Origin of the sequence: Actinomycetospora sp. NBRC 106378, from assembly GCF_030269685.1 — a bacterium.
Lineage (GTDB): Bacteria > Actinomycetota > Actinomycetes > Mycobacteriales > Pseudonocardiaceae > Actinomycetospora.
This window is the reverse complement of record NZ_BSTT01000003.1, coordinates 175,806-201,589: the sequence shown is the minus strand read 5'-3', so window position 1 is coordinate 201,589 and position 25,784 is coordinate 175,806. Positions and strand designations below refer to the sequence as shown.

Below are 25,784 nucleotides of genomic sequence, written 5' to 3'. Positions count from 1 at the left end.
CGCTGCGACGGCCTCAGCCGGCCAGGGCCCCGTACGCGGCGGCGAGCTCGTCGGGCGACGGGCCCTCCAGCCGTCCCGGGCGGGCCAGGCCGTCGAGCACGACGAACCGCAGCAGCGCGCCCCGGTTCTTCTTGTCGACCTTCATGTGCTCGACCAGGTCGGGGAGTGCGTCGGCGTCGTAGCGGGTCGGGAGGCCGACCGAGGCGAGCACGTCGCGGTGGCGCTCCGCGGTGGCGTCGTCGAGCCGACCGGCGCGGCGGGCGAGCTCGGCGACGAACACCAGCCCGACGCTCACGGCCTCGCCGTGGCGCCAGCGGTAGCGCTCGCGCCGCTCGACGGCGTGCCCGAGGGTGTGGCCGTAGTTGAGGATCTCCCGCAGGTGCGACTCGCGCAGGTCGGCCGCCACCACCTCGGCCTTGACCCGGACCGACCGGGTCACGAGCTCGCTGATCACGTCGCCGTCCGGGTCCACGGCGGCCTTCGGGTCGGCCTCCACGAGCTCCAGGATCCGCGGGTCGGCGATGAAGCCGGTCTTGATCACCTCGGCCATCCCGGCCGCGATCTCCTCCGGCCCGACGGTGCGGAGGCTGTCGAGGTCGGCGACCACGGCGGCGGGCTCGTGGAAGGCCCCGACGAGGTTCTTCCCGGCGGCGGTGTTGATCCCGGTCTTGCCGCCGACCGCGGCGTCGACCATCGCGAGCAGGGTCGTCGGGACGTGGACCACCCGGACCCCGCGCATCCAGCCCGCGGCCACGAACCCGGCGAGGTCGGTCGCCGCGCCGCCGCCGACCGCGACGACCGCGTCGGAGCGGGTGAGGCCGATCCGACCGAGCTCCTCCCAGCACCGGCCCGCCGTCGCCAGGTCCTTGCCGTCCTCGGAGTCGGGCAGCTCGACGTGGTGCACGTCGATCCCGGCGGCCGTGAGCCCGGCGGCGACGTCGGTGGCCACGCCCGTGACCGCCGGCTGGTGCAGCACCGCGATCCGCGAGGTCCCCGCGAGCGGGCCGCCGTCGGCGACGGCCGCGGCCACGGTCGCGGTGACCCCACGTCCGATGGTCACGTCGTAGGGGCTCGCCGAGGCCACGTGCACGGTCTCAACCACGCGACGCCACCTCCGGTCCGATGAGCGCGTGGACGGCCTCGGCGACCGCCTCGGGCTCGAGGGCGTCCGTGGCGACCTCGTGGGCGGCCACCGACCGGTACACCGGCAGGCGCTCGGCGAGCAGGGCGGCGAACGTCGCGCGGGGGTTGACCCCGGCCAGCAGCGGGCGCGCGGTGGACAGCCCGGTACGCCGCACCCCGGCGGCGAGCCCCACCGAGAGGAGCACCACCGGGTGCCCGACCAGGACCTCCCGGGTGGCCTCGGCCAGCACCGCTCCCCCGCCGAGCGCCAGCACCCCGTCGTGGGTGCCCAGCGCCTCGGCCACGGTCTCGCGCTCCAGGGCGCGGAACACGGGCTCGCCGTCGGTGGTGAAGATGTCGGCGATCTCCCGGCCGGTCCGCTGCTCGACGAGGGTGTCGGTGTCGGCGAACGCCACGCCCCACCGCTGCGCGAGCAGCCGCCCGACGGTGGACTTGCCCGCGCCGGGCGGCCCGACGAGCACCACCACCGGGCTCATCGGTCCACGACCCGCAACGGGTCGATCCCCGCCCGGTACGCCGCGGCGTTGCGGGCGGTCTCGGTGAGCGAGTCCCCGCCGAACTTCTCCAGCGCGGCGTCGGCGAGCACGAGCGCCACCAGGGCCTCGGCGACCACGCCGGCGGCCGGGACGGCGCACACGTCCGAGCGCTGGTGGTGCGCGGTCGCGGCCTCGCCGGTGGCCAGGTCGACGGTGCGCAGCGCGCGCGGCACGGTGGAGATCGGCTTCATCGCGACGCGGGCCCGCAAGGGCTCGCCGTTGGTCATGCCGCCCTCGATGCCGCCCGCACGGTTGGACGCGCGGTCGATACCGCCGTCGCCGGCCGCGTCGATCTCGTCGTGGGCCGCCGACCCGCGGCGGCGCGCCGTCGCGAACCCGTCGCCGATCTCGACGCCCTTCATGGCCTGGATGCCCATGAGCGCGGCGGCCAGCCGGGCGTCGAGCCGGCGGTCGGCCTGCACGTAGGAGCCCAGGCCGACCGGCAGCCCGTGCACCACGACCTCGACGACCCCGCCCAGCGTGTCGCCGTCCTCCTTCGCGGCGTCGACCTCGGCGACCATCCGCGCGGTGGAGGCCTCGTCGACGGCCCTCGTCGGGGACGCGTCGATGCGCTCGCCGTCCCCCGGCTGCGGGATCACGTCGGGGGTGGCGTCCGCGGTGCCGAGGGAGATCACGTGCGAGAGGACCTCCACCCCGAGGGCCTGGGCCAGGAACGCCTTGGCGACGGCGCCGAGCGCCACCTTCGCCGCGGTCTCGCGGGCCGACGCGCGCTCGAGCACCGGGCGGGACTCGTCGAACCCGTACTTCGTCATCCCGGCCAGGTCGGCGTGGCCCGGGCGCGGTCGCGTCAGCGGCGCGTTGCGGGCGCGGCCCTCGAGCAGCGCCGGGTCGACCGGGTCGGGGGCCATCACGGTCTCCCACTTCGGCCACTCGGTGTTGCCGATCCGCAGCGCCACCGGGCCGCCCTGCGTCGACCCGTGGCGGACCCCGCCCAGGATCTCCAGCTCGTCGGCCTCGAAGCTCATCCGGGCGCCGCGCCCGTAGCCCAGCCGTCGTCGCGCCAGCTCCGCCGAGATCTCCTTCGACGACACCGACACCCCCGCGACCATGCCCTCGAGCACCGCCATCAGGGCCGGACCGTGCGACTCGCCTGCCGTCAACCACCGCAACACGTGCGCCATCGTTCCATGTCCTCCGCCCTGCCCCTCAGCCCGCGGCCAGAAGGACGATCCAGCTCACCCCGAGCAGCGGCGGCCCGAGGGGCAGGGCCCGCCGTCCCCGCACCGCCGCCGCGCCCGCCAGCAGCACGGCGGCCGCCACCGGCACCGCCGCGACCGCCCACCACCCGGCGGCCGCGAGGGGCGCTCCCAGCGCGGCCGCGAGCTTCACGTCACCGCCGCCGACCGCCCCGGGCACGAGCAGCCCCACCAGCGTGTGGAGCGCCCCGAGCACGAGGGTCCCGGCCAGGCCCGCGAGTACCGCCCGGCCGCCCAGCGGGACGAGCGCGGCCCAGCCGACGGGGACCGCCGGAAGGGTCAGCACGTCCGGCAGCCGGCCCGCCGTCAGGTCGGTGGCGCACCCTGCCACCGCCACCACCGACACCACGAGGAGCACGGGCACCCACGCCGGGCCGACCAGGCCGAGCACCGCCGCCGTCAGGACCGCCGCCCAGGCCGACCCGACCCCCACCTCGCACCACCCCCGCCCGACCGGCACGCCCCGCCGTGCGCCCGCCAGCCCGCGGCGCACCCCGGCGCCGACCACCGCGCCCACCGCCAGCGGCACGAGCACCCCGAGGACCACGTCCACCCACATCGCCACGCCACCGAGCGTCGGCGCCCGCGCCGGCCTCTGTCACGGCGGCCCGGTCGGGCTGTGGACAACCGGGGTCGCGGGTGCCGGTGGGGACGCAGCGCTACGGCGGACGGACGTCGAACCCGGTCGCCCGGACGAGCGCCGCGTGCATCTCCCGGCGGGGCGCGCTGCACCCCGTGAACTGCTCGACCTGCCCGAAGGCCTGGTGGAGCAGCATGTCCAGTCCGGTCGCGACGGCGAGGCCCCGCCGCTCGGCCGCGGCCGCGAGCGGGGTGGGCCACGGGTGGTAGATCGCGTCGAGGACGACGGCGTGCGCGGGCAGCCCGTCCACCAGGCGGTCCGCCGTCACGGCGTCGACCGCACCGGCCGGCGTGGTGTTCACCAGTGCCGTCGTACTGGACAGGTCGACCTCGTCGAGGCCGTCGAAGGTCCGCACGAGGCCCCGCATCCCGTACGCGTCGACCACCGCCGTGGTCTCCGCGGCCCGGGCGGGATCGCGGACCACGAGCTGGACGTCCCCGGTCCCGAGCGCGTCGAGCGCCCCGACCGCGGCGGACGCCGTGGCCCCGGCCCCGAGCACCACGACGTCCTGCGAGCCGACGGGGTCGGCGATCCCCGCGCCGCGCAGGGCCCCCGCGATCCCGTCGACGTCCGTGCAGTCGGCCGACCACCCGGCGTCGGTGCGGACGAGCGTGTTGGCGACACCGAGGCGCCGCGCCCGGGTGGACGCCGAGGTGGCGTACGCGAGCGCGGCCCGCTTCCCGGGCATCGTCACCGAGAGCCCGACCCAGGCCGCGTCGAGCCCGCCGACCAGGCCGGGCAGGTCGTCGGCCGTGCACTCCCGCCGCTCGTAGGTCCAGCCGTGCAGGCCGAGCGCCTCGTACGCGGCTGCGTGCAGCACGGGCGAGAGGGAGTGCGCGACCGGCGAGCCGAGGACCGCGGCGCGACGCGGCCCGGCCATCAGTAGACCCCGCGGGCCTGGGCGAGCCGCCGGTTCGCGTCGTGCTCCTCGGGCGATACCGCGAAGCAGGAGGCGCCGTCCTTCTCGCACTTCACGAAGTAAACCCAGCCGCCCACCTCGGGGCTCAGCGCCGCCGTCAGCGCCGGGGTCGACACCGCGCCGATCGGGGTCGGCGGCAGCCCGAAGTTGAGGTAGGTGTTGTACGGGCCGGGCGCGGCGCGGTCGACCGGCGTGGTCAGAAGCGTCTGCCGGTCGAGGGGATAGTTGATCGTCGAGTCCATCTGCAGTCGCATCGGGATCGGCAGCCGGTTGTAGACCACCCGCGTGATCCGCCGGAAGTCCGACTCGATGCCCTCGCGCTCGGCGATCGAGCCCACGATCAGCGCCTGGTAGGGCGTGACGTCGTTGGCCGCGGCCTTCGTCACCAGCCCGGCCGCCTCCAGCGTCTCGGCCGACGTCCGCACCACCGTCGTCAGGGCCGACGCGGCGTCCGCGCCGGGGCGCACGTCGTAGGTGCCGGGCGCCACGAGGCCCTCCAGGCGCCGCTCCGGCAGCGCCCTCCGGACGCCGTCGAGCGCCCAGTCCGGCACGCCGAGCTGAGCGGGGTCGGTGGTGGCCATGACGCGGCGCAGGTCGTCGACGGACGTGCAGCGGCGTTGCCCCGAGTCCTCGACGACGCAGGTGGCCTCGGAGATCAGCGACAGCACGCCCGGCACCCGCGCGTTGCCGACGCCTGCGGTGTCGTCGAGCTGCGTGCCGCCCCGGACCTCGAGCCGACCCAGGCGCGAGGCCGGGTCGAGCATGCGGCCGACGGCCCCGGCGGCCGACATCTGCCGCGCCATGTCGTAGTAGCCGGGCTGGATGCCGCGCCCGCGGGGATCGTCCTCGGCGGCCTGGCCGAAGCCGCGCGCCGAGGCCACCACGCCGGCCGTCACCAGGGACTCCCCGATGTCGCGGGTCGAGTCCCCGTCCGCCACCTGGACGACGACGTGGCCGGACCCGGGGCCGTCGAAGTCGGGCGGGAACACCACGCCCCACAGGTCGCGGGCGAAGAAGGCGCCGCCGGCGAGCGCGAGGACGAGCACCGCGGCCACGATCGGCCACACCATCCGGCGGCGGCCCGCGGGGCGGTCGTCGGCGGGCTCCTCCGACCGCGGCGCGCCGAGCCCGCCGAGCACGTCGAGGTCGTCGTCGGGACGTCGTGCGGCGGGCGCGGACCGGCGTGCCGCGCCACCGGCAGGGGTCGGCGTCGTGGGGTCGGCCGGGGCCCACGCCGCGCGCTCGGGGCGCGCGGGGACGGGACGGGTGCGCTGCTCGGCCGGGCCGGTCCGGTGGCGCGGCGGCTCGGGCAGGGCGACCCGGGAGGGCACCTCGGGCGGGTTCGCCCCCCGGCGGGCCAGGGTGTCGGTCACGGCGTCGGGCTCGTCGGTCCCGGGAGCCGAGAGGGCCGTGGTGGGGGTCTCCCATTCCCGACGACGGGTGGGCGCGCTCTCGGCGCCCGGGTGGCGCAGCCCGCGGCTGCGCCGCGGGATCCGGTGCTCGGCGCCCGGGCCACCCGACGTCGGGTGCTCGCGGTCGGCCCCGGACGAGGTCGACATGGGGACCAGGCGGGGCCGTTCGGATCCCCGGGTCACCGGGCCGTCCCGCGCGCGTCGAGCCAGGTCTGCAGGATCGCGACCGCCGCCGCCTGGTCGATCACCCGGCGCTGGGCCCGTCCCTTGACCCCGCGGTCGGACAGCATCCGCCCCGCCGTCACGGTGGAGAGCCGCTCGTCGGCCATGGTCACCGGCACCCCCGACACGCCGCGTTCGTCGAACACCTCGTTGAGGTCGTCGACGTACCCGAGCGCGGCCCGGGCGGCCGGACCCTCCCGGCCGGCCAGGGTGCGGGGCAGGCCCACGACCACCTCCACCACCTCGTGCTCGACGACGAGGTCCACGAGCTGGTCCAGGTCGGACCACGTCGTCTCGTCGCGATCGAGAGTAACGAGCGGCGTGGCGAGCACTCCGGCGGGATCGGAGAGGGCGACGCCGACGCGCACCGCGCCGACGTCGACCCCGAGCACGCGGCCGGCCACCGTCAGCGGCCTGCCGTCGCCACCTGCGCCCGGAGCGCGTCGATGGCGGCACCGATCCCCGCGTCCATCCCGGCCGGTCCGCCCGACGGCGAGCCGCCGCCCTGGGCGAGGTCGGCCTTGCCACCGCCGCGACCCCCGACGGTCGGCGCGAACGCCTTCACCAGGTCACCGGCGGCGAGCCCGCGGTCCCGGGCGGCGGCGGTCGTCGCGACGACGAAGGAGAGCTTGTCGCCGTCGGGCGCGAACAGCGCGACCACCCCCGGCCGGTCGCCGAGGCGGCCACGGACGTCCGACGCGAGCGTGCGGAGGTCTCCCCCGCCGACCCCGTCGGGGGTGCGGGAGGCGACCAGCGAGACGCCCGCGACGTCGTCGGCGCCCTCGGCGAGCGCCCCGGCCGAGGCGAGCACCTCGCGGGCCCGGACGTTCTCGAGCTCCTTCTCCGCGGCCCGCAGGCGGTCGACGATGCCGGAGATCCGCTCGGGCAGCTCCTCGGGCTGGGCCCGGAACTGCTCGGCGAGCTGGTTGACCAGCACGTGCTCGCGGGCGAGGAAGCGGAAGGCGTCGATGCCGACGAGGGCCTCGACGCGCCGCACCCCGGACCCGACCGAGCCCTCGCCCAGCAGCTTGACCAGACCCAGCTGACCCGCACGGCCCACGTGGGTGCCGCCGCAGAGCTCGCGGGAGTAGTCGCCGACCTCGACGATCCGCACGGCGTCGCCGTACTTCTCGCCGAACAGCGCGATGGCGCCGAGCTTGCGGGCCTCGTCCATGCTCGTGACGAAGGCACGGACCTCGTCGTCGCCGAGCAGGACCGAGTTGACCTCGTCCTCGACGTCGGCGAGCACGGAGGTCGGCACCGCGCCCTCGGGCGAGGTGAAGTCGAAGCGCAGCCGGCCCGGGGCGTTGAGCGACCCGGCCTGGGCGGCTGAGTCGCCGAGGGCCTTGCGCATCCCGGCGTGCACGAGGTGGGTGGCCGTGTGCGACCGGGAGATCGCGGCCCGGCGCTCCATGTCGATCTGGGCGGAGACGGCGGCGTCGCGGGTCACCTCGCCGTGGATCACGCGGCCGCGGTGCACGCTCAGGCCCGGCACCGGGGTCTGCACGTCGGTGACCTCGACGGTGAAGCCCTCGCCGAACAGCCGCCCGGTGTCGGCCTGCTGGCCGCCGCCCTCGGCGTAGAACGGCGTCCGGTCGAGCATCACCTCGACCTGGTCGCCCTCGACGGCGGCCGGCACGCCCACCCCGTCGACGACGAGCCCGACGACGGTCGCGTCCGCCCGCTGGTCGGTGTAGCCGAGGAAGGCGGTGAGACCGGAGCGCTCGAGGACCTCGCGGTAGGCGCTGGCGTCGGCGCCGCCGTGCTTGCGGGCGGCGGCGTCGGCCTTGGCCCGGGCACGCTGCTCGTCCATGAGCAGGCGGAAGGCGCCCTCGTCGACGGCGAGACCGGCCTCGGCGGCCATCTCCAGCGTCAGGTCGATCGGGAAGCCGTAGGTGTCGTGCAGCGCGAAGGCGGACTCGCCGGGCAGCGTCGTGGCCCCGGCGGCGCGGGTGTTGGCCACCGCCGACTCGAAGATGCGCGAGCCGGTGGCCAGCGTGGCGAGGAAGGCCTCCTCCTCGCGACGCACGACGGCGGCGATCCGCTCGAACCCGGTCTCCAGCTCGGGGTACGACGGGGCCATCGCGTCGCGCACGATGCCCACGAGGTCGACCAGGACCGGTTCGGTGATGCCGAGGAGGCGGGCGTTGCGGATCACCCGGCGCAGCAGGCGGCGCAGCACGTACCCGCGGCCCTCGTTGCCCGGGACGACGCCGTCGCCGATGAGCATGGTGCCGGTGCGGACGTGGTCGGCGATCACGCGGAAGCGGACGCCGTCCTCCTCACCGCCCTCGTCGTAGGAGCGTCCGGAGAGCTCCTGCACGCGGTCGATCACCGGGCGGACGAGGTCGGTCTCGTAGACGTTGTCCACGCCCTGCAGTAGGAACGCGACGCGCTCGACGCCGAGCCCGGTGTCGATGTTCTTCTGCGGCAGCTCACCGATCGGGGACGCCCCGTACTTCGGGCTCTGCTCGCCCCGGACGTCCTGCATGAACACGAGGTTCCAGATCTCGAGGTAGCGGTCCTCGTCCGCGACCGGCCCGCCCTCGATCCCGTACTCGGGTCCGCGGTCGTAGTAGATCTCCGAGCAGGGCCCGCCCGGCCCGGGGATGCCCATGTCCCAGTAGTTGTCCCGGCCGTCGCGCCGCTGGATGCGTTCCGACGGCAGGCCGATGACGTCGCGCCAGATCCGCTCGGCCTCGTCGTCGTTCTCGTAGACCGTGACCCAGATGCGCTCCGGGTCGAAGCCGTATCCACCGTCGTCCTGGGAACCGGTGACCAGCGCCCAGGCGTGCCGGATGGCGCCTTCCTTGAAGTAGTCGCCGAACGAGAAGTTGCCCGCCATCTGGAAGAACGTGTTGTGGCGGGTGGTGTGCCCGACGTTCTCGATGTCGCCGGTCCGCACGCACTTCTGGATGGAGGTCGCCGTCCGGTAGGGCGGCGGGGCCTCGCCGAGGAAGTACGGCTTGAACTGCACCATCCCCGCGTTGACGAACAGCAGCGTGGGGTCGTCCAGGATCAGCGAGGCGCTGGGGACGGGGGTGTGGCCGGCGTTCTCGAAGTGCGCGAGGAAGCGTCGACGGATCTCGTGGGTCTGCACGTCAGTCCTGCTCGTCGTCAGTGGGGCGGGCAGCACCCATCATTCCGCGTGCCCCGTGGGCAGCGACGGGTGCCACCCGCGAGGTGGGTGGCTCGGGTGCGGGAGCGTCCCGACGGCGGGCGCGGTCAGCGCCCGGCGGGTCCCCGCCGGGACGCTCGCGCGTGCCGGCCGCTCGGCGTCGGCTCGACGAAGGCCTGGGGACGCACCGGGATCTCGGTGGTGTCCTCGACGAGCGAGTAGAGCTCCTGCTCGCGCTCGTTCATGCCGGCGCGCACCTCGGCGCCGAACGCGCCGAGCCCCGCCCCGAGCTCGCGCAGCCCCTCACCGAGGCTCGTGCCGATCCCGGCGGGCGTGGCCCGCTGCGTGACCTGGTTGACCTTGCGGGTGGCGCTGACGCCGATCGCGACGCCGACTCCCACCCAGAACAGACGCTTCATGCGCGGGCACTCCGCTTGCTCCTGGTGGACCGCTTCTGCGGCGGTGCATTCTTCAGCCTGCGCGCCTGACTGGCCTTGCGCAGGCCGTAGGACAGGGCGGCGGCCTTGACGAGCGGGCCGCCGAGGGTCGCGGTGAACAGCGAGCTCAGCGCCCGCGTGTTCGCGGCGACCGCCTGGGCGCTGGCCGTGACGCCGTCGACGCGCTCCAGCTGCGTGTTCACCGTGGTCAGCGTGACCTGGGCGTCGTTCAGCAGCGGGGCGGACCCCTCGTGCGCCTTGCGGATCGCGACGGTCGCCTCGTCCAGCGTGCGACCCAGCTTGATCAAGGGAACGGCCAGCAGCAGCACCAGGATCACGAACGCCACCGCGGCGATGATGGCCGCGATCTGCCCGACCGACACGGTCATTCCCCATTCGCTGGTGGTCGTAGAGTCCGATCTCGGCCCGCGGACCGAACGGTGGCGGAAGGCTACCGGTAGCCCAAGATCGGCGCGGGACGTGGTGACGGGCTGTACCGACGGGAGCCGCCACCGGCGTCCGCGACCTGCCCGTGATCGTCGCCGATCCGGCGTCGACGGTCCTCCCGATCGGGCCCCGCCGCCGAGCAGCCCGTCGCTATCCTGCCGCCATGACCGAGCCCGACCTCGCTCCCCGCGTCGACCGCCTGGAGGGGCAGTACGTCTCCCTGCGCGAGGACATCACCGCGCTGTCCGACTCGGTCCTCGAGGTGCAGACGACACTGGACGAGCAGAAGGTCACGCTCGCCCGGCACACCGCGACGCTCGACCGGCACACCGCGACGCTCGCCGAGCACTCGGCGACGCTCGACCAGCACACCGCGACGCTCGCCGAGCACTCGGCGACGCTCGACCAGCACACCGGGATGCTCGAGGAGATCCTCCGGCGGCTGCCGCCGGTGGCCTAACGCCCGCGGACGACCTCACGGAGCCGGGCGAGACGCTCCGCGATGGCTCGCTCCTCGCCCCGGCCGGACGGCGCGTAGTAGTCCCGGCCGACCAGCTCGTCGGGCGGGTACTGCTGCGCGACGACGGCCGAGCGCTCGTCGTGGGGATAGCGGTAGCCGACGGCGTTGCCGAGCTTCTGGGCGCCCGCGTAGTGCCCGTCGCGCAGGTGGGGCGGCACGGGACCCGCGGCGCCGCTGCGCACGTCGGACATGGCCGCGTCGATCGCGGTGATCACGGCGTTCGACTTGGGCGCCGTCGCGAGGTGGACGGTCGCCTGGGCGAGCGCGATCCGGCACTCCGGCAGCCCGATGAGCGCCACGGCCTGGGCGGCGGCGGTCGCGGCCTGCAGCGCGGTCGGGTCGGCGAGCCCGACGTCCTCGCTCGCGTGCACCACGAGGCGCCGCGCGATGAAGCGCGGGTCCTCCCCCGCGACGATCATCCGGGCGAGGTAGTGCAGGGCGGCGTCGGGATCGGAGCCGCGGATGGACTTGATGAAGGCCGAGATGACGTCGTAGTGCTGGTCGCCCGCCCGGTCGTAGCGCACGGCGACCTCGTCGACGACCTGCTCGACCACCGCCAGGTCGATCGTCCCGCCCTCGCCCACGGCGTCCGCGGCGGCCTCGAGGGCGGTCAGGGAGCGGCGCCCGTCCCCGGCGGCGAGCCGGACGAGGTGGGCACGGGCCTCGTCGGTGAGCGTGACGGTGCCCGCGAGGCCGCGCTCGTCGGCCACCGCGCGGTCGAGGAGCGCGGCGACGGCGTCGTCCTCGAGCGCGTGCAGCCCCAGGACCAGCGAGCGGGACAGCAGCGGGGCCACGACGGAGAAGCTGGGGTTCTCGGTGGTGGCGCCGACGAGCAGCACCACCCGGTCCTCCACTGCGCCGAGCAGCGCGTCCTGCTGCGTGCGGCTGAAGCGGTGGATCTCGTCGATGAACAGGACCGTGCGGCGCGGTTCGGCCGCCGCGAGCCGACGACGGGCCACCTCGATGACCCCCCGGACCTCCTTCACGCCCGCCGACAGCGCCGACAGCGCCTCGAACGCACGGCCCGTCGCCTGGGAGATCAGCCGCGCGAGGGTCGTCTTGCCGGTGCCGGGCGGGCCGTGGAGCAGCACCGACGCGGGCGCGGCGCCCTCGACCAGCCGGCGCAGCGGGGCGCCCGGTGCCAGGAGGTGGTCCTGCCCGACGACCTCGTCGAGCGACGCGGGCCGCATCCGCACCGCGAGCGGCGGGCGGACGTCGCTGCCGGCAGGCACGGGCCGGTCCTCGACCACACCCCGCGTCACCGGCCGCAGGTCCTCGACCGCGGGCCGCTCGGGCTCCGGCGGCGCCACGTCGAACAGCCCCTCCTCGCTCACCCGTCCGACGCTACTGCCCACCCCCGACACCCCGGCCCGCGAGAGTCACGTGAGGCAGACCCCGGCGCCGCGGTTCCTGCATGGTGTGCACCTCACGGGACGGCGGCTCCTCCCGCGACCCGAGGATGCGGCGTTCCTGGCGTCCGACGACAGCAACGACGCTTTCCTGCCGCAGAGGGTGGGTGCCACTCCCCCGCAACCGCCGGCCACGGACGACCGGACGCCCCGGCTAGGGTCGGACACCATGCGGGAGATCCTCACCGTGCTGGAGTCCGACGCGCACGCGAGCGCCGAGCGCATCGCGACGCTGACCGGGATCGACGAGGCGACGGTGCGCGAGCACATCGCCGCGTGGGAGGCGTCGGGGGTGATCCGGCGCTACAAGGCGGTCGTCGACTGGGACCGGTACGGCGACGAGCGCGTCACCGCCTTCGTCGACGTCACCGTGGCGCCCGAGCGGGGTCGCGGGTTCGACGACGTGGCCGAGCGGATCGCCCGGTTCCGCGAGATCCGGGCCGTCCACCTGGTGAGCGGGGCGCAGGACCTGCGGGTCGAGGTGGAGGGCGCCTCCATGAAGGAGGTCGCCGACTTCGTCGCGCAGAAGCTCTCCGGGATCGACCGGGTCACCGCGACCAGCACGCACTTCCTGCTGCGCCGCTACAAGGACGACGGCCAGCTCCTGACCGATCCCGAGCCCGACCAGCGCCTGTCGGTGACGCCCTGATGGCCACGGACGTGCAGCGGAGCGGAACCGGACCGTCGATGCAGCCGCAGAAGCCCTTCTCCCGCACGGTCGAGGCCATCCCGCCGTCGGGGATCCGCAAGTTCTTCGACCTCGCGCAGAGCATGCAGGGCGTGATCTCGCTCGGCGTCGGCGAGCCGGACTTCCCGACGCCGTGGAGCGCCCGCGAGGCCGCCATCCACGCGCTCGAGCACGGCGCGACGACCTACACCTCGAACAGCGGGCTGCTCGCGCTGCGCGAGGCCATCGTCGACGACCTCGCCGACCGCTACCGGGTCCGCTACCGGGCCGAGGACGAGTGCCTCATCACCAGCGGCGTCTCCGAGGGCCTGGACCTGACGCTGCGGGCGCTGCTCAACCCCGGCGACGAGGTCATCGTCCCCGAGCCCTGCTACGTCGCCTACCAGCCGTGCGTGGCGTTCGCGGGCGGTATCCCGGTGCCGGTGGCGCTCGACCCGGGCGACGCCTACCGCCTCGACCCCGCCATCATCGGGGCGGCGATCACGGAGAACACGAAGGCCATCCTGTTCGGCTCGCCGTCGAACCCGACGGGCAGCGCCCAGAGCGCGGGCGACCTCGACGCCCTCGCGGCGCTCGCCCGGGAGCACGACCTCTGGCTGCTCTCCGACGAGATCTACGACCGGCTGACCTACCACGGGGTCCACACGCCGGTCGCCGCGTCCGCCCCCGAGCGCACGGTGACGCTCGGCGGCTTCTCGAAGTCGTACGCGATGACGGGCTGGCGGGTCGGGTACGTGTGTGCGCCCGAGCCGCTCGCGCAGCTCATGCACCGCATCCACCAGTACACGATGCTCTGCGCCCCGCACATGTCGCAGATCGCCGCGCTCGAGGCGATGCGCACCGCACAGGACGACGTCGACGAGATGGTCGCCGACTACGACCGTCGTCGGCGCCTGTTCTCCAAGGGCCTCGACGAACTGGGCCTCACCTGCCCGGTCCCCGGCGGCGCCTTCTACGTCTTCCCGTCGATCGCCTCCACCGGCATGACCTCCGAGGAGTTCGCCGAGGGCCTGCTCACCCAGGAGAAGGTCGCGGTGGTCCCGGGCAACGTCTTCGGTCCCTCCGGCGAGGGCCACGTGCGCTGCTCCTACGCCACCGCGCTCCCCCAGCTCGAGCAGGCCCTGGAGCGCATCGCGCGCTTCATCGGGTCCTGAGTCAGGTCCCGGACGACGGGTCCCGGACGACGGGTCCCGGACGACGGGTCCCGGACGACGGGTCCCGGACGACGGGTCCCCCTCAGGCGAACGCCGGGAACAGCGGTAGCGGGCAACTCCCGCCGTAGGGGGCGAGCGCACGCACGACGGCCTCGGCGAGGTCGACGACGGCCTGCTCCTGCTGGCGGGTCGCGTCGGTCGCCAGGCGCTGCCAGTACCCGGACAGCACGGCGGCGGCGCGCTCGGGCGGCCGCCCGACGACGACCTGCTCGGGCCCCGCGCCGTCCCCGACGACCACCGGCAGCAGGGAGCGGGTGCACACCCACACCCACAGCGTCGTCGCGGCGAGGTGGCGCGGGCCGGCGACCGCGGGGTCGGCCAGCTCCGGCCACACCCCCGCGACCTCCGACTGCCACGACGCCGTCATCGCCTCGGCCATCCCGGTCGGCAACGCGTACGGCGCGGCCCAGCCCGGGAACGGGAGCCGCACCGACGAGGCCGTGAACGCCACGTCGCGGAAGCAGCCCCACTCGAAGTCCAGGAACCGGGCGCCCGCCCCGGTCAGCAGGCAGTTCTCCGGCGACACCTCGGACGGGCTGAACGCCCGGTAGCGCGTACCGCCGAGCAGCCCGGCGGCGGCGCGGGCATGCTGGACCGCCGCGGGCGCGGCCTCGACGCGCAGGCGACCGGCGAGCAGGTCGGGGATCTCGGCGAGCGCGGAGCGGGCGTCGTCGGCGAGCGGGTCCCGCCAGTGCTTCACCCCGGACCGGCGCAACAGGGCCCCGAAGTCGCCCTCGCGGGCGGCCGTCGCCGCCTGCAGCCGCCCGAGGGCCCGGGTGGCGCCGAGCAGGGCGCGCTCGGCCGCCTTCGGGTCGTCGCCGTGCAGCTTGTCGGCCAGCGTCGAGCCGCGGCCGAGGTCCTCGAGCACGAGCAGCCGCTGCTGCGGGTCGTTGGCGTAGAGCGTCGGCGTGGCGCGGTCGTCCGCCGGCATCGCGGTGAACAGCTGGCAGCTCGCCGCCTCGTAGGGGAACGGGTCGACGCGCTCGGTCGCCGACGTCCGCTCCGAGGCCGCGGCCTCACCCGGGTAGTGCTTCACGACGAGGGTGCGAGGCAGCGAGAACGGGTTCTGCGCGACCCGGACCCGGACCACCCGCGAACGACTGCTCCCGCCGAGATCCTCCGCGTCCGCGAGCCGCACGCGGGCGCCCGCCCGGCGGGTGAGGAGATCCTCGGCGAGCGCGACCGTGCGCTCGACCGAACGGTCGGTGCGCCCGGTGGCGGCGTCGAGGACGGAGGGAGCATCGGAGTCATCGGCCGTGAGCGGGGTCATCAGACGATGGAGCTTACCGTCCGGACCGTCTACTACTCGCGAGTAACGCGAACTCGGGCCGTTCGGAATCGATGCACGTGAGTGAGCGGCGAGCCACGATCCGGTTGCGCGGCGTCACCGGTTGTGGGAGCGACAGCGCGCAACCGAACGGCCGGACGGAGCCGACCCGACGTCAGGAAGGCTGCTCGCCGGGGCCCTCGCCCGGGTCGTCCACCGGCCGCTCCGGGGGCTTGACCGGAGCGGCGGGCAGCGTCCCCGGGCCCGGCTCCGCAGGCTTCGCGGGCTTGGCGTCCACCCCCGCCTCCTTGCGCTGCAGCGCGGTGATCGGCGCGGGCGCGGCGGTGAGCGGGTCGTACCCGCCACCGGTCTTGGGGAAGGCGATGACGTCGCGGATCGAGTCCACCCCGGCGAGCAGCGCGCAGATCCGGTCCCAGCCGAACGCGATCCCGCCGTGGGGCGGCGGGCCGAAGGAGAACGCGTCGAGCAGGAAGCCGAACTTCTCCCGCTGCTCCTCGGGCGACAGCCCCATGAGCGCGAACACCCGCTCCTGGACGTCCTGCCGGTGGATACGGATGGACCCGCCGCCGATCTCGTTGCCGTTGCAGACGAGGTCGTAGGCGTAGGCGAGGGCGTGCGCCGGGTCCTCCTCGAAGCGGTCGATCCACTCCGGGGTCGGCGAGGTGAAGGCGTGGTGGACCGCGGTCCACTGCCCGGACCCGACCGCGACGTCGCCGGCCGCCGTCGCCTCGTCGGCCGCCTCGAACAGCGGGGCGTCGACGATCCATACGAACGACCAGGTGCCCGGCTCGATCAGCTCCTGACGACGGGCGATCTCGCCGCGCGCGGCGCCGAGCAGGGCCCGCGACGACGAGCGGGGCCCGGCGGCGAAGAAGATGCAGTCCCCGGGGTTGGCGCCGACGGCCTTCGCGAGGCCCTCGCGCTCGGCGTCGGAGAGGTTCTTCGCGACGGGGCCGCCCATGCCGACCTCCCCGTCGTCGCCGACGAGCACGTAGGCGAGGCCGCGGGCGCCACGCTGCTTGGCCCACTCCTGCCAGCCGTCGAACGTGCGGCGGGCCTGGGAGGCGCCGCCCGGCATGACGATCGCGCCCACGTAGGGCGCCCGGAACACCCGGAACGGGGTCTCGGCGAAGTAGTCGGTGAGCTCGGTGAGCTCGATGCCGAAGCGCAGGTCGGGCTTGTCCGAGCCGTAGCGCGCCATCGCGTCGGCGTAGGTCATGCGCGGGACCGGCGACGGGAGCGCGTAGCCCGCGAGCTCCGACCACAGTTCACCGATGATCGCCTCGCCGAGCGCGATGACGTCGTCCTGGTCGACGAAGCTCGCCTCGATGTCGAGCTGGGTGAACTCGGGCTGGCGGTCGGCCCGGAAGTCCTCGTCGCGGTAGCAGCGCGCGATCTGGAAGTACCGCTCCAGGCCGCCGACCTGCAACAGCTGCTTGAACAGCTGCGGCGACTGCGGCAGCGCGTACCAGCTGCCCGGGCGCAGGCGGGCCGGCACGAGGAAGTCGCGGGCGCCCTCGGGGGTGGAGCGGGTCAGCGTGGGCGTCTCGACCTCGACGAAGTCGCGGTCGGACAGGACGTCGCGGGCGATCTTGTTGGCCCGCGAGCGGAGCCGGATCGCGTGGGCCGGGCCCTCGCGGCGCAGGTCCAGGTAGCGGTAGCGCAGCCGGACGTCCTCGCCGGGCGTCTCGTCCATCTGGAACGGCAGCGGCGCGGACTCCGAGAGGACGGTCAGCTCCGTGGCGCTGACCTCGACCGCGCCGGTGGCCAGGTCGGCGTTCTCGCTGCCCGACGGGCGGGCCTCGACGGCGCCGACGACCTGGATGCAGTACTCCGCGCGCAGCCGATGGCTCGCCTCGGCGACCTCGCCGGAGCGGAACACGACCTGGACGACCCCGGAGGCGTCGCGCAGGTCGATGAACACCACGCCGCCGTGATCGCGGCGACGGGCCACCCATCCGGCGAGGGTGACGGTGGCGCCGACGTGGTCGGCGCGCAGCGTGCCGGCGGGGTGCGTGCGCATCATCTGCGGTGAATCTCCTGGTCGCGTCGGGTGGGAGACACCCAGGCTATCTAGCCGCTCACGCTCGGCCCCGCCCGGTCGAGGTGGATCCGCAGCGCCACCCGCCGCTCGCGGCGCATCGCGTCATCGAAGTCCTCCCAGTCCTCGTGCTCGGAGCCGGTGACCTGGCGGTACAGCGTCCGCAGCGGCTCGTGGGCGGCGGGCAGGTCGACGATCTCGACGTCGCCCTCCACCTGCGCCCACTCGCCGAAGAAGCCGTCCGGGAAGACGCACACCCACGCCCGCGGGGTCCGTCGGAGGTTCTTCGCCTTCACCGCGGTCTCCCGGGTGCTGATCACCGCCGCGCCCTCGTCGTCGATCCCCACGACGACGGGCGAGAGCTGCGGAGCGCCGTCGCTGCGGGTCGTCGCGAGCACGGCGTGGTGGTGCTCGCGGAGGTACGCGCGTGCCTGGTCGAGGTCCATGCCGACGGGGTACCCGTCAGAGGGCCCGGTACCGGCGCTCGGGCCGGCCGGCGTTCCCGTACCGCAGCCGCACCTCGGCCCGCCCGGTGTCGGTGAAGAACTCCAGGTAGCGGCGGGCGCTCACCCGCGAGATGCCCACCCGCTCCGCGGTCTCCGAGGCCGACAGGTCGCCCTCGGCGGCCCGCAGCGCGGCGGCGATCAGGTCGGCCGTCTCCGCGGACAGGCCCTTGGGCAACGGCGCCCGGGGACCCGGCACCGCGGGGAGCGGCCGCCCGCCGCCGAACAGCTGGTCGACGGCGGACTGGTCGGCCTGCCCGGCCGGCAGGGCCCGCCGGCCCGCCGCGTACTGCAGGAGCCGGTCGCGCAGGTCCTCGAACCCGAACGGCTTGATCAGGTAGTGCACGACGCCGCCCCGTACCGCCGCGCGCACCGTCTCCGCGTCGCGGGCTGCGGTCACCATGAGGACGTCGACGTCCGGGACGGCTCCCCGCAGGTCGGCGAGCACCTCGAGGCCGCTGCGGTCGGGCAGGTAGAGGTCGAGCAGGACCAGGTCGGGCCGCAGCTCGACGGCCCGGCGGAGCGCCTCCGCCCCGGTGTGGGCGACGCCGACCGGGCTGAAGCCCGGGGTCCGGGCCACGAACCCGCCATGGACCTTCGCCACCATGAAGTCGTCGTCGACGACCAGGACACGCAGGGCCTCATCGCCCGGCGCCGACCCGCCGGTCATCCGCTGTCCTCTCCCTCGGCAGCCGCGCCGTGAACACCGCACCCTCCCCCGGCCGCGACCGCACCGCGACCGCGCCGCCGCGACGGACGCACACCGCGCGGACCAGGGCCAGCCCGATGCCGCGGCCGTCACCCTTGGTGGAGACCCCGCGCCCGAACACCGCGTCCGGCGGGTCGGTCGCGACGCCGGGTCCGGTGTCGGCCACCCGGACCTCGACCGTGCCGTCGGGCTCCGCGAGCTCGACGGTGACCGTCCCCGCGGCCAGGGCGTCCAACGCGTTGTCGACCAGGTTGCCGACCACCGTGACCAGGTCCGCCGACAGGTCGTCGGAGACCCGGCCGAGCGAGCCCGTGACCTCCAGGACGACGCCGCGCTCGCGGGCCAGCCGCGCCTTCGCCACGAGCAGGGCCGCGAGCGAGGGGTCTCCGACCCGGCCGGTCACCGCGGCGTCGTCCTCCGCGGAGCCCTGGAGGGTGCCGACGTAGCGGACCACCTCGTCGTACTCCCCGATCTCGATGAGCCCGGAGATCGTGTGGAGCCGGTTGGAGAACTCGTGCGCCTGGGCGCGCAGCGTCTCGGTCGTTCCCCGCGTGGTGCCGAGCTCGCGCTGCAGGGCGGCGAGCTCGGTGCGGTCGCGCAGGGTCGTCACCCAGCCCCGCACCGTCCCGTCCACGAGGAAGGGGCGCCGGTTCGCGACGACGACGGCGTCGGCCCGCGGGATCACCGCGTCCTCGGTGACGCGCCCGGGGCCGCTCAGCACCGCCCGGACCTCCGGGTCGACGCCGAGCTCGGCGAGGGTGCGCCCGACGGCCCCGGCGGGCAGGTCCAGCAGCTCGCGGGCGGTGTCGTTGACCAGGACCACCCGCCCGTCCGCGTCCACGCCGAGCACGCCCTCCCGGATCCCGAGCAGCATCGCCTCGCGCTGCTGCACCAGGGCCGTGATCTCCCGTGGTTCCAGGCCGAGCGTCTGCCGCTTCACCCGGCGTGCGAGCAGGAGCGACCCCACGACCCCGAGGGCGGTGGCGAGCCCGAGATAGGTCAGCAGGTCGGGGGCCGACGCCACGAGACGGGGCAGGACGCCCGGCAGGTCGCTGGTCACCGCGACCGCGCCGAGCTGCCGGCCGTCGGACGCGAGCACGGGGACCTGTGCCGCGACCGCGAGCGGGCCGTCGGGGACGAGCCGGAGGTACCCGGTCCAGCTCCGCCCCTCGGCCACCCGGCTCGGGTCCCCACCGTCGGCGTCGGCGACGGGGAGAGGCAGGCCGACGAGAGCCAGGTCGGTCGCGGTCACGACCCGCAGCCCGGCGTCGGCGACCACGACCGCCGAGGTCCCCGAGACCGCCCGGGCCCCGTCGGCGACGGCCGTCACCGGGTTGCGGGGCGAGACCGTGGGCGCGGCGAGGGCCTGGCGAACCACCCCGTCCACGGCGACGTCCTCGGCGACCGCGAGGACCCGGCGGCTCTCGGTGCGCGTGAACGCCGCGAGGGACTGCGTGACGCTGACCGCCGCCACGGCCACGAGCACCAGGGCCACGACGCCGAGCTGCAGGGCCAGCGCCTGACCGGCCAGGGTGCTCCGCCGGCGGGTCACGGGCGGGGCGGTCACGCCGAGCAGTCTGGCGCCTCGGCGCGCGGGATTCACGTGCGCCGGGTGGGAGGGTGATCGCCGTGCGGCGCGCGGGTCTGGTCCTCGGCGTGCTGGTGGCGCTCCTCGCGGGCTGTGGCACCGGCACCGGTGACCTGCGCCTGCTCGTGCCGACCGAGGTCGGCGGCGGTTACGACCTCACCGCCCGCACGGTCGCGGCCGCCGTCGCCGAACAGGAGGGCGAGCCGGGACCCGCCGTCGTCGTCGTCCCCGGCGACGGCGGCCGGGCCGCCCTCGCCCGCCTCGCGGCGGAGCGAGCGAGCCCGGACCTGCTCATGGTCATGGGCCTCGGCCTCCTCGGATCCGTTCCCGACGACGGGCGTGGTCCCGGTGGGCTGCCGGTCACGCCGGTGGCCCGGCTGATCAGCGAGCCGGAACTCGTCGCCGTCACCGCCGGCTCCCCGTACCGCACGCTGGCCGACCTGGTCGCGGCGTGGCGCGCCGACCCGTCCCGCGTGGTCATCGGCGGGGTCTCGGCCCGCGGGGGCCCCGACTGGCTGGTCACCACCCAGCTGGCGGCGGCGGTCGGCATCCCTGCCCAAGGGGTCCGATACGCGTCGCTGCCCGGCGACGCCCTGCTCCCCGCCCTGCTCCGCGGCGACGTGGCCGTGGCGGTGACCGGCCTCGGCGAGACCGCTCCCCAGGTCGACCTCGGCACCGTCCGGACCCTCGCCGTCACCTCCGCGGCCCGCTCCCCCCGGGTGGAGGCGCCCACCCTGCGCGAGGCGGGGGTGGACGTGGTGTTCGAGAACTGGCGGGGGCTGGTCGCGCCGCCCGACCTCGCGCCCTCCGACCTCGACCGCCTCACCGCCCTGGCCGACGACCTCCGTGCCACGGCCGCCTGGCGCGCGGCGGTCGCCCGCAACGGCTGGACCGACGCCCCGCTCACCGGGGCGGCGTTCGCGGCGTTCCTGGACGCCGAACGCGCCCGGGTCCGCGCCGAGCTCGCGGCGACGCCCTCCTGACGGTCGGCCCGCGAGGTGCACGTCAGGCATCCCCCCGGCCCCGCGGACCTGCCTCGTGTGACCCTCGCGGCCGGGCCCGCCCGGGTCAGAGCAGCGAGAGCTGCTCAGGCCGGGTCTCCTGCACGATCCCGGACGGGACGCGAGGCAGCGCCCCGTCCGGCCACGGCTCGGGGTTCTCGGGCTGTGCGCCCTTCCCGCCGTCGAGCCGAGCCGAGCTCCGCCTCGCTCGGTCTCCCTCGAGGCGGCCGCCCATGTGGTGCCCGCCGCCGTCGAGCCCGTGGCGGCGCAGCAACGCGCCCACCCGCCGCCGGAGATCGTCCCGGTAGGCCTGCTGCACGTAGGCGCCCCGCCGGTAGAGCTGCGCGTAGCGCTCGAGGAGGTGCGGGTGCTCGCGGGCGAGCCAGCCGTGGAACCACTCGCGGGTGCCGGGCCGCAGGTGCAGGGCGAGCACCGACGCCCCGCTCGCCCCGGCGGCGGCGATCTCCCCGAGCAGGGCGTCGAGGGCCTCGTCGGAGTCGGTGAGCCCCGGCAGGACGGGCGCGACGAACACCCCGACCGGGAGCCCGGCGTCGGCGATCCGGCGCACGAGGTCGAGCCGGGCCCGCGGGGTCGGGGTGCCGGGCTCGACCGAGCGGTGCAGCTCGGGGTCGAGCAGGGCGAGGGACACCCCGACGCCGACCGGCACGTCGCGGCCCGCGGCCACGATCTCGGGCAGATCCCGTGCGAGCAGCGTGCCCTTGGTGAGGATCGACAGGGGCGTGCCCGAGGACCCGAGCGCCCGGATGATCCCGGGCATCAACCGGTAGCGGCCCTCCGCCCGCTGGTACGGGTCGGTGTTGGTGCCCATGGCCACGTGCTCGCGCGACCACCGCGGCGAGCGCACCTCGCGGGCGAGCACCTCCGGGGCGTTGAGCTTCACGACGACCTGCCGGTCGAAGTCGTCGCCCGCGTCGAGGTCGAGATAGGTGTGGGTGTTGCGGGCGAAGCAGTTGTGGTGGACCAGCCCGACGGCGACGTAGTCACCCGTCGTCGTGGTGACGTCGTAGACCGTGTCCTCCCCCGCCGGCTCCACCGCGAGCAGCGTGCGGTCGGCGCCGCGGGACTCGTCCAGCACGTCGCGGACCCCGGCGAGACCGGGCGCCGGCAGCGTCTCCGCGCCCACCAGCGCGTCGCCCGGGACGAACCAGGTGCCGCCGTGCCCGTCGGCGCCCGCCCGGGAGACGTGGCGCCACCCCGTGCGGCCGAGCAGCCGGTGGTCGGCCCCGACGACCACCGCGGTGCCGTCGGCCACCCGGACCCGTACCACCGCTCGCCGGCTCGACCAGTGCGCGAGCACGTGGGTCCGCACGAGCCGACGCACGCCGCCCTCGGTGACCGTCCCGACGACCGCGTCGCCCACCCGCAGGTCGGCCATCGGCACCGACCCGCCGTCGGCACGCAGCACCGGGGTGTCGCCGGTGACGCAGTACGTGCAGGCGTGGGAACACCCGCGGTACGGGTTGACGGTCCAGCCGAACGGCATCGGCGACCCACCGGGCACCCGGTTGAGCACCGAGCGGGCCCGGACCTCGTGGAAGGTGATCCCGGCGAACTCCGGCGTCTGCACGCTCCGCACGAGACCCTTGAGCGCCGGCATCCCCGGCAGCGCCCCGTCGTCGTCCAGCTGCTGACCCGACCACCGCATGGGTCGAGTCGAACACGTGTTCGTATCGAACGCAAGTTCGAGTGCCCGGTCTGGTTTCGGTACTCGCGGTACGCGGTACTGCAGATCACACCGGATCAGGAGGCCGCGTCATGGCGTTCACGCTCGAGCTCACCCCCGCGCACCACGAGCTGGTGCGTCGCGCGCACACGTTCGCGGAGGAGGTGATCCGGCCCGCCGCCCCCAAGTACGACGAGCTCCAGGAGTGCCCCTGGGACATCGTCGACGCGGCCGCCCGCGAGGGGTTCTACAACGCCCTGTTCTACGCCGACCTGATCGCGGACCCGACCGGTCTCTCCCTGCCGCTGTTCCTCGAGGAGATCTTCTGGGGGTGCGCGGGCATCGGGCTCACGATCGTCCTGCCTGCGCTCGCCCTCTCCGCGCTGAACCAGGCCGGGACCGCCGAGCAGATCGCCACCTGGGCGCCGGAGATGTTCGGTACCCCGGGCGACATCAAGCTCGCCGCCCTCGCCGTCAGCGAGCCGCAGGGCGGCAGCGACGTCTCCAACCTGCAGACCCGGGCGGTCAAGGACGGCGACGACTGGGTGCTGAACGGTACGAAGATCTGGATCGGCAACGGTGGCATCGCCGACGTGACGGTGGTGAACGCCGTGGTCGACCCCGACCTCGGCACCAAGGGCCAGGCCATGTTCCTCGTGCCGAAGGGCACGCCCGGGATGGACCAGGTGCGCCGCCTCGACAAGCTCGGGCACCGGGCCTCCCACACCGCCGAGCTGTCGTTCACCGACTGCCGCATCCCCGGCGACCAGCTCCTCGGCAGCGAGGACAAGCTGAACCACAAGCTCGACAAGGCCCGGCGCGGCGACTCCACCCGCTCCGCCGCCCTGGGTGCCTTCGAGCAGACGCGGCCGATGGTGGCCGCGATGGCGCTCGGCGTCGCGCGGGCGGCGTTCGAGTACGCCTGCGACTACGCCTCGAAGCGCGAGGCCTTCGGGGGGCCGATCATCGAGAACCAGGGCGTCGCGTTCCCGCTGGCCGACCTCGCCGCCGACATCGACGCCGCCCGCCTGCTGGCATGGCGAGCCTCGTGGATGGCCGCCAACGGCGTCCCCTTCCACTGCGGGGAGGGCTCGATGTCCAAGCTCAAGGCCTCCGAGGTCGCCGTCCGCGCGGCCGAGCAGGCCATCCAGACCTGCGGCGGCTGGGGCTACGTCAGCGACCTGCCGGTCGAGAAGTGGTACCGGGACGCGAAGCTCTACACGATCTTCGAGGGCACCAGCGAGATCCAGCGGATGGTCATCGGCCGCACCCTCGCCACCGAGGCCTCCCAGACCCCGCAGCACCACCTGCTGCCGGGTGACCACTCCGGGCTCTCCCGCAAGTTCGGGCACGGGTCGCTCGCGCGGGCCCGCGCCGGCGAGACCTTCCTCAAGCTGGCCCAGAAGGCGCCGCACCGGCTGCTGGAGCTGGGCGGGCGACTCGCCTCGCCCGGGCGTTGATCAGGACGTCCGGGGCGCGAACCCTCTAGGGTGCGAGCCACACCCGTCCCCCGGATGCCGTAGCGAGGGCCCGATGACGCAGTCGACGACGCCGCCGTCGGGCGACCGCCCCACTCCGCGAGCGATCCGCCCGGCGTCGCGGGCGCCGCAGCCCGCCCCGGGGGTGTTCGACACCGTGTACGCCCTCGCGGCGGCCTCGGCCCGCACCGCGGTCGAGCTCACGCTGCGGGGGCCGTCGATCGTGCGGGGGCTCGCATCCGCGGCGCACACCGTGTCGGTCGAGGTGACACCCCTGGTCGGCGACGCGCTACGGGCGCTCCCGCGCGTCGTGACGGTGCTCGAGCAGCTCCTGCCGTTGGCCCAGGACCTGCAGCGGTCGCTTGACGAGCTGGCCTCGGCCGCACCCGACATCCACGCGCTCGCGCAGGCCGTGCCCGCCCTCCAGCAGCTGGGCGGGGCGGCCGACGACATCCACGCCCTCCGTGAGGCCGTACCGGCGCTCCAGCAGATCGGGGGCGCGGCCGCCGACATCCACGCCCTCGCGCAGGCCGCGCCCGCCCTGCAGCAGCTGGGCGGAGCGGCCGAGGACATCCACGCCCTGACCGCCGCCGTCCCCGCCCTGCAGCAGCTGGGCGGAGCGGCCGAGGACATCCATGCCCTGACCGCTGCGGTGCCCGCCCTGAGGCAGATCGGGGGCGCCGCCGAGGACATCCACGCCCTCGCAGCCGCGGTGCCCGCCCTGCAGCAGCTCGGGGGCGCCGCCGAGGACATCCACGCCCTGCGCGAGGCCGTCCCGGCGCTGCAGCAGCTCGGGGGTGCCGCCGCCGACCTCCACCTGCTCACCGGCGCCGTCGACTCACTGGCCCGGCTCGGCAGCGCGGTCGACGACCTCGGCCGCATCGCCGCGGCCACCGAGGACATCGGGGCCATCGCGGGCGCCGTCGGGACGATCGAGCAGATCGCGGCGGCGGTCCCGACGATCGAGCGCATCGCGGAGGCGGTCGGCACCGTCGAGGCCATCGCGGCCGCCGTGCCGACGGTGGAGCGCATCGCCGACGCCGTCACCACGGTGGAGCAGATCGCCGCCGCCGTGCCCACCATCGAGCGCCTCGCCGAGGCCACCGGCACGCTCGACCAGCTCGCCGCGGCCGTGCCGACGGTGGAGAAGGTCGCCGCGGCGGTGCCGACGGTGCAGGCGATCGCGGACGCCGTGCCCACCGCCCAGCAGATCGCCGACGCCGTGCCGACGATCCGCGCGCTCGCCGAGGCGGTGCCCGAGGTGCGCAAGCTGACGGCCGCGATCGAGCACGTCGAGACGCTCGCCCACCACGCCGACACCACGTTCCCGGAGCTGCCGCCGCGGCTGCAGACGCTGGACTCGTCGCTGTCGGTCGCGGCGTCCGAGCTCGTGCGGGTCGCACCCGACCTCCGTACCGTCGCGGGCCGGATCGAGGACCTCGACGGTCAGATCAAGGTCCTCGCCGACGCCCTCGCCCCCCTCCAGGGCACCACCGAGCGGCTCGGCCGCCTCGTCGACCGCCTCCCGGCCGGCCGTCGGCAGAAGGCGGTCGAGGGCTGACCCTCCCGA

Annotated in this window: 23 protein-coding genes; 6 read left to right on the top strand and 17 right to left on the bottom strand. The window is 75.2% G+C overall.

Translation table 11 applies throughout. The features are described from left to right. Window positions 1-13 precede the first annotated feature (13 nt). From aroB to QSK00_RS09285, 10 genes are all read right to left on the bottom strand, one after another. A complete protein-coding gene (gene aroB / locus QSK00_RS09330) occupies window positions 14-1,102 on the bottom strand; it encodes a 3-dehydroquinate synthase (RefSeq protein WP_285589866.1) in 1,089 nt (362 codons plus the stop codon). Beyond that, the gene (locus QSK00_RS09325) at window positions 1,095-1,619 is read right to left on the bottom strand and encodes a shikimate kinase (RefSeq protein ID WP_285589863.1); all 525 of its coding nucleotides are present in this window, start codon (window positions 1,617-1,619) and stop codon (window positions 1,095-1,097) included. The genes aroB and QSK00_RS09325 overlap by 8 nt, the downstream gene beginning before the upstream one ends. Further along, entirely contained in the window at window positions 1,616-2,812 is a 1,197-nt protein-coding gene (aroC, locus tag QSK00_RS09320) for a chorismate synthase (RefSeq protein WP_285590610.1), read from the bottom strand. Before aroC ends, QSK00_RS09325 begins: the two co-directional genes overlap by 4 nt. Window positions 2,813-2,846: 34 nt before the next feature. Beyond that, on the bottom strand, window positions 2,847-3,455 hold the full coding sequence (locus QSK00_RS09315; RefSeq protein ID WP_285590607.1) for a prepilin peptidase: 609 nt from the start codon (window positions 3,453-3,455) through the stop codon (window positions 2,847-2,849). Between the two features lie 100 nt (window positions 3,456-3,555). Next, complete coding sequence (locus tag QSK00_RS09310) at window positions 3,556-4,416, bottom strand: shikimate dehydrogenase (protein WP_285589861.1); 861 nt, start codon at window positions 4,414-4,416, stop codon at window positions 3,556-3,558. Further along, entirely contained in the window at window positions 4,416-6,014 is a 1,599-nt protein-coding gene (locus QSK00_RS09305) for an endolytic transglycosylase MltG (protein ID WP_285589859.1), read from the bottom strand. The genes QSK00_RS09310 and QSK00_RS09305 overlap by 1 nt, the downstream gene beginning before the upstream one ends. 32 nt (window positions 6,015-6,046) lie before the next feature. Beyond that, window positions 6,047-6,493: a Holliday junction resolvase RuvX gene (gene ruvX / locus QSK00_RS09300; protein WP_285589856.1), complete on the bottom strand. Its 447-nt coding sequence runs from the start codon at window positions 6,491-6,493 to the stop codon at window positions 6,047-6,049. 2 nt (window positions 6,494-6,495) lie between these two features. Next, window positions 6,496-9,189 (bottom strand): alanine--tRNA ligase, encoded by a 2,694-nt coding sequence (alaS, locus tag QSK00_RS09295; protein ID WP_285589853.1) that lies wholly within the window; start codon window positions 9,187-9,189, stop codon window positions 6,496-6,498. A gap of 125 nt (window positions 9,190-9,314) precedes the next feature. Beyond that, window positions 9,315-9,626: a hypothetical protein gene (locus tag QSK00_RS09290; RefSeq protein WP_285589851.1), complete on the bottom strand. Its 312-nt coding sequence runs from the start codon at window positions 9,624-9,626 to the stop codon at window positions 9,315-9,317. Then, entirely contained in the window at window positions 9,623-10,027 is a 405-nt protein-coding gene (locus QSK00_RS09285; RefSeq protein WP_285590605.1) for a DUF948 domain-containing protein, read from the bottom strand. Before QSK00_RS09285 ends, QSK00_RS09290 begins: the two co-directional genes overlap by 4 nt. A gap of 227 nt (window positions 10,028-10,254) precedes the next feature. On the opposite strand from QSK00_RS09285, the gene QSK00_RS09280 reads away from it, so the two are divergent. Then, window positions 10,255-10,551: a hypothetical protein gene (locus QSK00_RS09280; RefSeq protein WP_285589848.1), complete on the top strand. Its 297-nt coding sequence runs from the start codon at window positions 10,255-10,257 to the stop codon at window positions 10,549-10,551. Here the strand turns inward: QSK00_RS09280 and QSK00_RS09275 are convergent. Continuing rightward, window positions 10,548-11,945 (bottom strand): replication-associated recombination protein A, encoded by a 1,398-nt coding sequence (locus tag QSK00_RS09275; protein ID WP_285589846.1) that lies wholly within the window; start codon window positions 11,943-11,945, stop codon window positions 10,548-10,550. The genes QSK00_RS09280 and QSK00_RS09275 overlap by 4 nt on opposite strands. Before the next feature lie 244 nt (window positions 11,946-12,189). Between QSK00_RS09275 and QSK00_RS09270 the strand changes: the two genes are divergently transcribed. Further along, a complete protein-coding gene (locus QSK00_RS09270) occupies window positions 12,190-12,669 on the top strand; it encodes an Lrp/AsnC family transcriptional regulator (RefSeq protein WP_285589844.1) in 480 nt (159 codons plus the stop codon). Between the two features lie 38 nt (window positions 12,670-12,707). Beyond that, on the top strand, window positions 12,708-13,862 hold the full coding sequence (locus tag QSK00_RS09265) for an aminotransferase class I/II-fold pyridoxal phosphate-dependent enzyme (protein WP_285589841.1): 1,155 nt from the start codon (window positions 12,708-12,710) through the stop codon (window positions 13,860-13,862). Between the two features lie 82 nt (window positions 13,863-13,944). Here the strand turns inward: QSK00_RS09265 and QSK00_RS09260 are convergent, their stop codons facing one another. From QSK00_RS09260 to QSK00_RS09240, 5 genes are all read right to left on the bottom strand, one after another. Next, on the bottom strand, window positions 13,945-15,192 hold the full coding sequence (locus tag QSK00_RS09260; protein WP_285589840.1) for a hypothetical protein: 1,248 nt from the start codon (window positions 15,190-15,192) through the stop codon (window positions 13,945-13,947). 172 nt (window positions 15,193-15,364) lie between these two features. Next, on the bottom strand, window positions 15,365-17,236 hold the full coding sequence (gene aspS / locus QSK00_RS09255; protein ID WP_285589838.1) for an aspartate--tRNA ligase: 1,872 nt from the start codon (window positions 17,234-17,236) through the stop codon (window positions 15,365-15,367). A gap of 47 nt (window positions 17,237-17,283) precedes the next feature. Continuing rightward, a complete protein-coding gene (locus tag QSK00_RS09250) occupies window positions 17,284-17,697 on the bottom strand; it encodes a PPOX class F420-dependent oxidoreductase (protein WP_285589837.1) in 414 nt (137 codons plus the stop codon). Window positions 17,698-17,713: 16 nt separating this feature from the next. Continuing rightward, window positions 17,714-18,424, bottom strand: a complete 711-nt coding sequence (locus QSK00_RS09245) for a response regulator (RefSeq protein ID WP_285589836.1) — start codon at window positions 18,422-18,424, stop codon at window positions 17,714-17,716. Continuing rightward, a complete protein-coding gene (locus QSK00_RS09240; RefSeq protein WP_285589834.1) occupies window positions 18,396-20,030 on the bottom strand; it encodes a sensor histidine kinase in 1,635 nt (544 codons plus the stop codon). Before QSK00_RS09240 ends, QSK00_RS09245 begins: the two co-directional genes overlap by 29 nt. A gap of 53 nt (window positions 20,031-20,083) precedes the next feature. On the opposite strand from QSK00_RS09240, the gene QSK00_RS09235 reads away from it, so the two are divergent. Further along, a complete protein-coding gene (locus QSK00_RS09235; protein ID WP_285589832.1) occupies window positions 20,084-21,034 on the top strand; it encodes a tripartite tricarboxylate transporter substrate-binding protein in 951 nt (316 codons plus the stop codon). 85 nt (window positions 21,035-21,119) lie between these two features. Here QSK00_RS09235 and QSK00_RS09230 read toward each other — a convergent pair whose 3' ends face one another. Then, entirely contained in the window at window positions 21,120-22,718 is a 1,599-nt protein-coding gene (locus QSK00_RS09230) for an Rv2578c family radical SAM protein (RefSeq protein WP_285589830.1), read from the bottom strand. A gap of 110 nt (window positions 22,719-22,828) precedes the next feature. Between QSK00_RS09230 and QSK00_RS09225 the strand changes: the two genes are divergently transcribed. Then, window positions 22,829-24,196 (top strand): acyl-CoA dehydrogenase family protein, encoded by a 1,368-nt coding sequence (locus QSK00_RS09225; RefSeq protein ID WP_285589828.1) that lies wholly within the window; start codon window positions 22,829-22,831, stop codon window positions 24,194-24,196. Between the two features lie 73 nt (window positions 24,197-24,269). Next, window positions 24,270-25,775, top strand: coding sequence for a hypothetical protein (locus QSK00_RS09220; protein ID WP_285589827.1), 1,506 nt, complete (start codon window positions 24,270-24,272; stop codon window positions 25,773-25,775). Window positions 25,776-25,784: the final 9 nt, after the last annotated feature.